The 8,563-nt window shown below is 60.4% G+C and carries 8 protein-coding genes; 3 read left to right on the top strand and 5 right to left on the bottom strand.

Annotation, left to right across the window (positions count from 1 at the left end):
* Positions 1-34: 34 nt before the first annotated feature.
* The 5 genes from iolG to HFK74_RS20930 all read right to left on the bottom strand — a co-directional run bounded on the left by iolG (position 35) and on the right by HFK74_RS20930 (position 5,465).
* On the bottom strand, positions 35-1,030 hold the full coding sequence (gene iolG / locus HFK74_RS20910; protein WP_180205154.1) for an inositol 2-dehydrogenase: 996 nt from the start codon (positions 1,028-1,030) through the stop codon (positions 35-37).
* Between the two features lie 69 nt (positions 1,031-1,099).
* The gene (locus HFK74_RS20915) at positions 1,100-1,972 is read right to left on the bottom strand and encodes a sugar phosphate isomerase/epimerase (protein ID WP_180205155.1); all 873 of its coding nucleotides are present in this window, start codon (positions 1,970-1,972) and stop codon (positions 1,100-1,102) included.
* A 52-nt stretch (positions 1,973-2,024) separates the two neighbouring features.
* On the bottom strand, positions 2,025-2,921 hold the full coding sequence (locus HFK74_RS20920; RefSeq protein WP_180205156.1) for an intradiol ring-cleavage dioxygenase: 897 nt from the start codon (positions 2,919-2,921) through the stop codon (positions 2,025-2,027).
* A 78-nt stretch (positions 2,922-2,999) separates the two neighbouring features.
* A complete protein-coding gene (locus HFK74_RS20925) occupies positions 3,000-4,433 on the bottom strand; it encodes a sugar porter family MFS transporter (RefSeq protein ID WP_180205157.1) in 1,434 nt (477 codons plus the stop codon).
* A 117-nt stretch (positions 4,434-4,550) separates the two neighbouring features.
* Entirely contained in the window at positions 4,551-5,465 is a 915-nt protein-coding gene (locus HFK74_RS20930; RefSeq protein WP_180205158.1) for a LysR family transcriptional regulator, read from the bottom strand.
* Positions 5,466-5,638: 173 nt separating this feature from the next.
* Here HFK74_RS20930 and HFK74_RS20935 point away from each other — a divergent pair, with 173 nt between their 5' ends.
* The 3 genes from HFK74_RS20935 to HFK74_RS20945 are packed head-to-tail and all read left to right on the top strand — an operon-like array spanning position 5,639 to position 7,952.
* Positions 5,639-6,484: a dioxygenase gene (locus HFK74_RS20935; protein WP_180205159.1), complete on the top strand. Its 846-nt coding sequence runs from the start codon at positions 5,639-5,641 to the stop codon at positions 6,482-6,484.
* The gene (locus HFK74_RS20940) at positions 6,477-6,863 is read left to right on the top strand and encodes a nuclear transport factor 2 family protein (protein WP_180205160.1); all 387 of its coding nucleotides are present in this window, start codon (positions 6,477-6,479) and stop codon (positions 6,861-6,863) included. Before HFK74_RS20935 ends, HFK74_RS20940 begins: the two co-directional genes overlap by 8 nt.
* A 21-nt stretch (positions 6,864-6,884) precedes the next feature.
* Positions 6,885-7,952, top strand: a complete 1,068-nt coding sequence (locus HFK74_RS20945) for a maleylacetate reductase (RefSeq protein WP_180205161.1) — start codon at positions 6,885-6,887, stop codon at positions 7,950-7,952.
* The last annotated feature ends 611 nt before the right edge of the window (positions 7,953-8,563 follow it).

An 8,563-nucleotide genomic window follows, 5' to 3' on the forward strand; every position in this document is an offset into this window, starting at 1 on the left:
ATGTTCTTGTCCGAAGTAGCGAGTAACGTTCGGCTCAGAGCCGGACCGCGCGCCCGGTCTTGACCGATTCGACGGCCGCATCCGCCAGTTTCAGCGCCTTGAGGCCGTCCTGTACGGTGGTCGGCATTGGGCTGCCTTTGACCAGCGCATCGATGTACGCATCCAGTTCGGCCTTGTAGGCTTGCTGGTAGCGCTCGAGGAAGAAGTTCAGCAACGGCTCGCGAGCGTCGGTGACATCCTGGCTCCAGCGACGGATGGTGGTCGGGCGCAGGTTGTCCATTTGCAGCATGCCTTTGGAGCCGAACACCTCGATGCGCTGGTCGTAGCCATAGACCGCCTGGCGGCAATTGTTGATGTGGCACTGTTTGCCCGATGCAGTCTGCATCTGCACCATCGCGGTGTCGTAGTCGTCGTACTTTTCCATCATCTGCGGGTCGATCAGGCGGCTGCCGATGGCGGTCAGCTCCACCGGTTCCTCGCCCAGCAGCCAACGGCCGATGTCCAGGTCATGGATGGTCATGTCGCGGAAGATGCCACCGGAATGTTCAATATAGTCCTCAGGCGCCAGGCCCGGGTCGCGACTGCTGATGATCACCTGGCGCACCTCACCGATATCGCCGGCTTCAATCGCCGCGCGCATTTCTGCGAAGGTGGTCTCGAAGCGGCGGTTGAACGCCAGCATCACCCGGCCGTTGAGGCGTTCCACTTCTTCGACGGCGGCCAGGCTCTTGGCCATGTCCAGATCGATCGGCTTCTCGCACAGCACCGCCTTGCCCTGGCGCACAGCGCGCAGCATCAGGCTGATATGGGTGTGGGTCGGGGTGCCGATGACGATGGCCTGGACGTCGTCGCGATCGATCGCCGCTTCGCAGTCGGTCATGGCCTCAGCGCCGAGCGCACCGGCCAATTGTTCGGCGGCGTTGCCGAACGGGTCGGCTACCACCACCAGTTTTGCGAACGGGCTGGCCGCGACGTTGGCTGCGTGAATCTTGCCGATACGGCCGGCGCCGAGAACTGCGATACCTACCATTGTCTTTCTCCTGAAAACTCTATTGTTCGTTGTTGTGTACGAGCAAAATTTGCGTGTTTATCCGGTGCATCAGTTCGGGAACTTGATCCCTTCGAACTGCGCGATGGTTGTTTCAAAGGCTCGCTTGGCCGCGACTTCCAGCGGCAGCTTGCGCAACTCGGCGGAGATCAGTTCGACGCCCCAGGGCCCGTCGTAGCCGACGTTGACCACTTGCTGGATGAAGTCCGGCACGTCCAGCTGGCCTTCGCCGCACAATTTGCGGTGGTGCGTGGAGTCGTTGAACAGGGTTTCGACGATGGCGTGGTTGGCGTCATCCAGCTCGATGGACTTGATCAACTCCAGCGGGATCTTGGCGATCTCATCGAAGCTCATGCCGCCGCGGGCCACATGCCAAGTGTCGACCAGGAGGCCGCCGTTGGGACGTACGCCTTCGGCCACGGCAATCGCGAGATCGATGGTGCGCACGCTGGAAAACGGCAGGAACTCGATCACCACGTTGACGCCGTAGGGTTGGGCGCGGTCGCACAACAGGCCAAAGGTTTCACGCATGCGCGGTACATCGGGCAAGCCGTCTTCGAACAGGCCGCCGGCGACCTTGAGGCTGCGCGCACCGAGTTCACCGGCGACTTCCAGCAGTTCGTCGCGGATCTTGTCCGATGCCGCGCGGCGCTCTCCGTCCAGGTGCCAGTCGGTCAGGAACTCCACTTCCAGGTGCTTGATGCCGTTGTCCTGGAAGATGTTACGCATGGTGGAGATGCCCAGTTTCTCAACGTTGTGCAGGATGTCGGCATGCACCAGGCCCATGCCGCGCCAGCCGGCTTTCGACGCCGCTTCGGCACGCGCTTGCAGGGAGAACGGACTGATCTCGCTGGGGGCGCCGGGGTATGTGTCGCCAGCGAGGGTCCAGTAGGCGGCAAGCAGTTCAATACTTTTATTTGGCATGACGATCACTTTTGAGTGAGTGGTTTCAGGACGGTCGCTAACAGTTTTTTGTTCAGGCCGGGGTCAGGACAAAGTCCCAATTCACCGCCAGGAACGGCACCTGCAAGTCATAGCGCTGCGCGACGTGCGGGTCGGTTTGGGTGGTGAACTCGGCGATCAGTTCTTTCTTCACGCCGAACACGGTGTCCTCGTGCAAGTACGGGCAATCGGGTGTGAAGATGTGCGTGATGACCTGGTCGTAACCTTCGGCGGTCACGATGAAATGCAAATGCGCGGCGCGGTTGGGGTGGCGACCCAGATCACCCAGCAACTTGCCCACGGGGCCATCGGCGGGAATCGGGTAATGGCGCGGCTTGACCGTGCGGAATGCGTAGTAGCCGTCGGCATCGGTGGTGAACAGGCCGCGCAGGTTGTAATCCGGTTGTACGCCTTTTTGCTGCACGTCGTAGAAACCGTCATCGTTGGTTTGCCAGATGTCCAGGGTTGCACCGGCAATCGGCCGCCCGGCGGTGTCGAGCACCCGACCGCTGACCAGCGTCGGTTCGCCCTTGCCATCCAGGCAGATGTTCGCGCCATTCTCGTAGCGCGGCGCATCGGCCACGTAGAAAGGACCGAGGATCGTGTTGGGCGTGGCGCCCTTGGGCCGGCGATGGTTGATCGCATCCACCAGCATGGTCGCGCCCAGCACGTCCGACAGCAGGATGTATTCCTGGCGCCAGTCGGTGCACATCTGCCCGGTCTGGGTCAGGAACTCGATGGCCTTGAACCACTCATCGTGCGTCGGCTCGATTTCCTTGATGGCCGCGTGCAGATGCCGGGTGAGTACCGACATGACCTCGACCAGCCGTGGATTGGCGTCGGCCGAGTTGCGGGCATTGACGATCTCGGCGGAGTGTTCCTCTTCGAAAAGGCCGCCGATGGCGATGTCGGTATCCAGATGAGCAGTCATGACGTGAGGTCCTTGTTTCATTGTTCTTGAAGGCCGGCAGGCTGTTCAGGTTTGACTGCCGGCAAGCGCTGGTCGTTCTCAATAGGCCTGGGCGTCGGCAGCACGCCATTTACGACCGTTGAAGCGTTGCTTCATCTGCTGCTCGATCTCTTCCAGGGTCAGCCCTTTGGTTTCCGGCAACCACAGCGTGCAGAAGACGATCGAGCCGATGTTCACCACCGCAAAGAGGAAGAAGGTCATACCGCCCATCACGCTCAGCAGCACCGGGAAAACGAAGGCGACGATGGCGTTGAAAATCCAGAATACGCTCACTGAAATGCCATTCATCAAGCCACGGGCGTGGGTCGGGAACAGTTCCGACATCAGCAGCCAGTAGACCGGGCCGATGCACATCTGCATGAAGAACAGGAACACCAGCACACCGGACAGCGCCAGGTAGCTTTGCACCAGCGAGTGCGGCATGAAGTTGAGCACCACACCGAGGAAGATCTGCGCCAGCACCACCACGGTCAGCCCCAACAACAGCATCGAACGCCGGCCCATGCGGTTGATCACCCACATGCCGATCAGGGTGGCGATCACCGAGATCACGCCGTTGCCAATGGTGGCGATCAGCGCGGCATTGATGCCCATCCCCGTCTCCTTGAGGATCATCGGCGTGTAATACATGAACGCATTGACACCGGTGAACTGGATCACGAAACCAAGGCCGATACCAATGGCGAGCAACTTGAGCAGCCAGGGTTCATTGAGCGTGGCGAGCACACTGGAATGGCGCTGTTCGACCTTGCACTGGGAGATGATTTCCTTCAGTTCGCGGTCTGCCTCACGCTGTGTGTCACGAATACCGGCCAGGACCGTCTTGGCCTCGGCAACACGGCCTTTGCTGACCAGCCAGCGTGGCGAAGTGGGGACGAAATGCATGCCAACGTACAGCAGCGCCGCGGGTATCAAGGCGATCGCCAGCATGTAGCGCCAGATGGTCGGGCTATCGAACAGGTGCGCCAATCCGGCACTGGCGATGTAGGCCAGGCACTGACCGGAGACGATCATCAATTCGCTCTGGCAAACCAGCCGTCCGCGATGCTTGGGCGCCGCCAGCTCGGCGATCAGCACCGGCACGGTGGACGATGCACCGCCGACGGCGATACCGAGAATGAAGCGGGTGACGACCATGGACCACATGTCCGGTGCCAGCGCGGTGCCCAGGGCACCCAATGCAAACAACAGGGCCAGGGCCTTGAGTACGCCGAGACGACCATAACGGTCGGACAACTGACCGGCGAACAGTGCACCCACTGCGCCGCCAAATATCAGGGAAGACGCCACCAGACCTTCCGAGACCGGGGTCAGGCCCAGGCCGCCCTGGCTGGCATCCAGCGACATGAAGGGCAATGCACCGGAGATGACACCGGTGTCGTAACCGAATCCCAATGACCCCATGGTGGTGATGGCTGCGATACGCCAGAGAATTTTCGACGAAGCACTGCTGGCAGTTCGACTGTTGGACATGAGGTCAACCTTTATTGAAGTTATGTGTGCACTCAGTGGGAATGAGACTACTGCCATTGAATCGGAAGAAAAACGTTCATATGGCAAATGTGTTTTCCGGCTGGTGGAAAACTGCGGCTAGCGCGTCCAGTAGCGCTCATATTCATGCTCGGCAAAATCGGCGAGCAGGAAGTCGATGAACACCCGCAGCTTGGTCGGCATGTAGCGCCGGCTCTGGAACGCCATGTTGATCGTCAAGCGAGGCAGGTCCCACTCATCCAGCACCGGGATCAAGCGCCCCGCCACCAGGTCGGCGTTGATGATGTACTTGGGCTGCACCAGGATGCCGCCATGCGCCAGCGCCGCTGCCCGAACGATCTGCCCGTCGTTGGTTTCCAGAATGGGATCGACCTTGATCGCGACTTCTTCATCGCCTTTGGTGAAACGCATGACCCTGGGCTGGTTGGCATGGCTGTAGATCAACAGGTCATGGTTGACCAAGTCTTCAATGGTCTTGGGCGTGCCCTTGCGCTGCAAGTAGCCGGGTGATGCCGCCAGGACCCTGCGGGTTTCCGCGAGCCGGCGGATGGTGATGTTGGAGTCTGGCTCGTATTCCTTGGTGCGGATCGCCAGGTCGATTTCACTATCGATGATGTCGTAATAGCGGTTTTCGCCCAGCACCTTGACGGTGATATGCGGGTACTTCTTGCGAAACGCCGGGATCAGCGGCGCGATATGCAGCATGCAGAACGAGATCGACGAGGTGATGGTCAGGGTGCCAACCGGCTGTACCAGCGATTCGGTCAGTGAAGCCTCGGCTTCCTTGAGCTCGCCGAGCAAGCTCTTGCAACTCGTATAGAACTGGTGGCCCGAATGGGTCAGCGCCAGCCGGCGAGTGTTGCGATCGATCAACCTCACGTTCAGTCGTTGCTCCAGCGCCACCAAGTGTCGACTCGCCGCCGCATTGGACAAGCCGAGGAATTCGGCAGCCTTGCTCAAGGTGCCCAACTCGGCCGTCGTTACAAAAAGCTCCAGTTCGGTTAGCCGATCCATCGCGTGCTCCGTCTTTTAGTTTTTCATATATGAAATAAAGAATTTCTTTATCGGACTTTTTTTGCGCTGTTTGGAACTATAACGTGCAGTGCCATGGCCTGAACAGATCGGTTGGCGGTGTAGCCGCGGGTGCCGGCAGGGCGTGAAAAAATCTGAAAAATTCTGGAGTCACGATGCGCAATCTGGACGAAGCCTCCATCACCCAAGCCGTATTGGCGCGTAACAGTGGTGCCACGGACGCGCGCTTGTGTGAAGTCATGACCAGCCTCGTGCAGCACCTGCATGCCTTTGCTCGTGACATCAAACTGACGGAAAAAGAGTGGCAACAAGGGATGGCGTTTCTGGCCCAGGCGGGCAAGGTCAGCTCTGCGGATCGGCAGGAATTCGTGCTGCTTTCCCACACCTTGGGGCTGTCGACCCTGGTGCTGGCACAGAACGACAGGAAGCCCGCCGGCTGCACCGAAGCCACAACCCTCCCTGTGCTGGAGGCGCCGGCCGCGACGATCCACGATCTGGGCGCCGATATAAACACCGGACACGTCGGGCCCAGGCTGCATGTGCGCGGGGTGATTCGTGACGTCAAGGGCAATCCCGTTCCCGGCGCCACGCTGCGGATCTCTACTGCGGTCGGCGACGCCGAGGGCGGCGGCCAGGCCTTGATTCAAGCCGGTCAGGCCGGGGACTACCATTTCTGGACCGTCGTGCCGCAGGGCCAGCCCATCCTTGACGACGGGCCTGTCGGTCACATGCTGACATCGCTCAATCGCCATGCATGGCGCCCGGCCCACTTGCAGTTCGACATCAGCGCCCCAGGTTTCCAGCGCTTGAACACCCAGGTATTTCGCGAAGGCGATCCGTATCTGGATTCGGACGCGGTATTTGGCGTACGCCCTTCATTGATCGCGCAATGGCTCCGGCAAGAACCCGGCCAGGCCCCGGACGGCACGTTGATCAGCGAAGCGTTCCATACCTTGGCGTTCGACTTTGTCCTGACCGAAGTTCGAGGGGCCCATGAATAACGACAGCACTGTCATCAAGGAACTTGAGGCGCAACGTTACCTGGCCATGCGCCAAGGTGACTTGCCAGCCTTTAAAAGGCTGTCCCACCCGCAGTTGACCTACATCCACTCCAACGGCGTCCAGGACAGTTTGAGCAGTTACCTGAGCAAATGCCGAGACGGTCTCTACGTCTATCACCGCATCGACCACCTGATTCATCAAGTTCGGTGCTCAGGCGATACCGCCCTCGTCTTTGGAGAAATGTCAGCCGACATCACGTCCCATGGCGTCGCCAAAACCATTCACAACCGCACGCTGACGGTCTGGGTGAAGGCCGGCCTGCAATGGCAGTTTTTCGCTTATCAACCCACGCCCATGGCCAAACCTTCAGCGCTCTAACTGCCCCCGGAGAACCGCCCCATGTCCACCCTACCCTTCATCTATAACGGCCAACCGTCGCGCGTCATTTTCGGCAAGGGCTCGCTGCAACAACTGGAAGCGGAAATCGATCGGTTGGGCGCCAAACGGGCGCTGGTACTGTGCACCCCGGAACAACGTTCCCAGGCTGAGCACATCGCGCAATTGCTGGGCAGTCGTGCCGCCGATATTTTCGACAAGGCCGTCATGCATGTACCCATCGAAACCGCCCGCGAGGCTCGCGAAGTCGCACGCAAACTGGGTGCCGATTGTGCGGTAGCCATTGGCGGTGGCTCGACCACAGGCTTGGGCAAGGCCATCGCCATGGACTCGGGCCTGCCGATCCTGGCGATCCCGACCACCTACGCCGGCTCCGAAATGACACCGGTATTCGGCCTGACCGAAAACGGCCTCAAGCGCACCGGCAAGGACCCGCGCGTGCTGCCAAAAACCGTGATCTACGACCCTGAGCTCAGCGTCAGCCTGCCCCTGGACATGTCCATCACCAGCGGCATGAACGCCATCGCCCACGCCGCCGAAGGTTTGTATGCCCAGGATGGCAACCCGGTCATGTCGCTGATGGCCGAGGAAGGCATCCGTGCACTGGCCGAAGGCATGAAAAAAATCCATCAGAGCCCATCTGACCTCGATGCCCGCGGCGATTGCCTGTATGGCGCCTGGCTATGCGGCACGGTGCTGGGCAATGTCGGCATGGCGCTGCACCACAAGCTGTGCCACACCCTGGGCGGCAGCTTCAATTTGCCCCATGCACAAACCCACACCATCGTGCTGCCCCACGCCATCGCCTACAACCAGCCCGCTGCGCCAGCACTGTCGCGCATCAGCCGGGCGCTGAACGTGGAGGATTGCAGCCCCGCCGCTGCGCTGTTCGATCTTTCCAGTTCGCTGGGTGCACCGACCCGACTCAAGGACCTGGGCCTGACCGAGGCGGATCTGGACCGCGCCACTGACATCGCACTGTCCAACCCATACTGGAATCCGCGGCCTATCGAAGCAACGGCGATCCGTCAGTTACTGCAAGATGCTTTTGACGGCGTTCGCCCGCAGTGACCTGAGGAAAGAACGCAGAGGGGCATAATCACTTTAGGTTGTTGGCTGCAGGTGTATGTTTGGAATGGGTGTATATCCATTCCTGCGGCAACGGCCACCTAGGGTTTCGCCCTTACGGCGAGTCACTTGGAAAAACGGAACGCCGCCCGGCCCTAAGTAACCAAGGGCTCTTGCCCCTGGCGTTCGGTGGCTCGCTAAGGCTCGCCATGCCCTCGCTCCGGTCCTGCTCCGTGGGCCCGCCGCGATGGGGCAAGAAAATCAAAAGCCAGATCAAGATCAAACGCGAAAGCGAGGTGGCCTTAAAGCCGACCTAATTGGGAACCGTACGCGTTTCCCCTGTAGGAGCCAGGCTTGCCGGCGAAGAACGATAACGCGGTACAACAGACACACCGCAGCGCCTGGTTCGCCGGCAAGCCTGGCTCCTACAGGGATTGGGGGTATCTGCAAGATCCGGTCGGCTTTAAGGCCGCCTCGCTTTGGCTTTTGATCTGGGTGCCCCGTTAACCACGCTGGCCGAACGCAGGCATTGCGCAGTGGGTAAACCGGCAGGACGCCGGTTTAGCCGCGCTGGGCCATGGATGGCCCATCGCGGCGACCCACGGAGCAATGCC

Source organism: Pseudomonas sp. SbOxS1 (genome assembly GCF_013416725.1).
In the GTDB taxonomy this organism is placed as follows: Bacteria; Pseudomonadota; Gammaproteobacteria; order Pseudomonadales; family Pseudomonadaceae; genus Aquipseudomonas.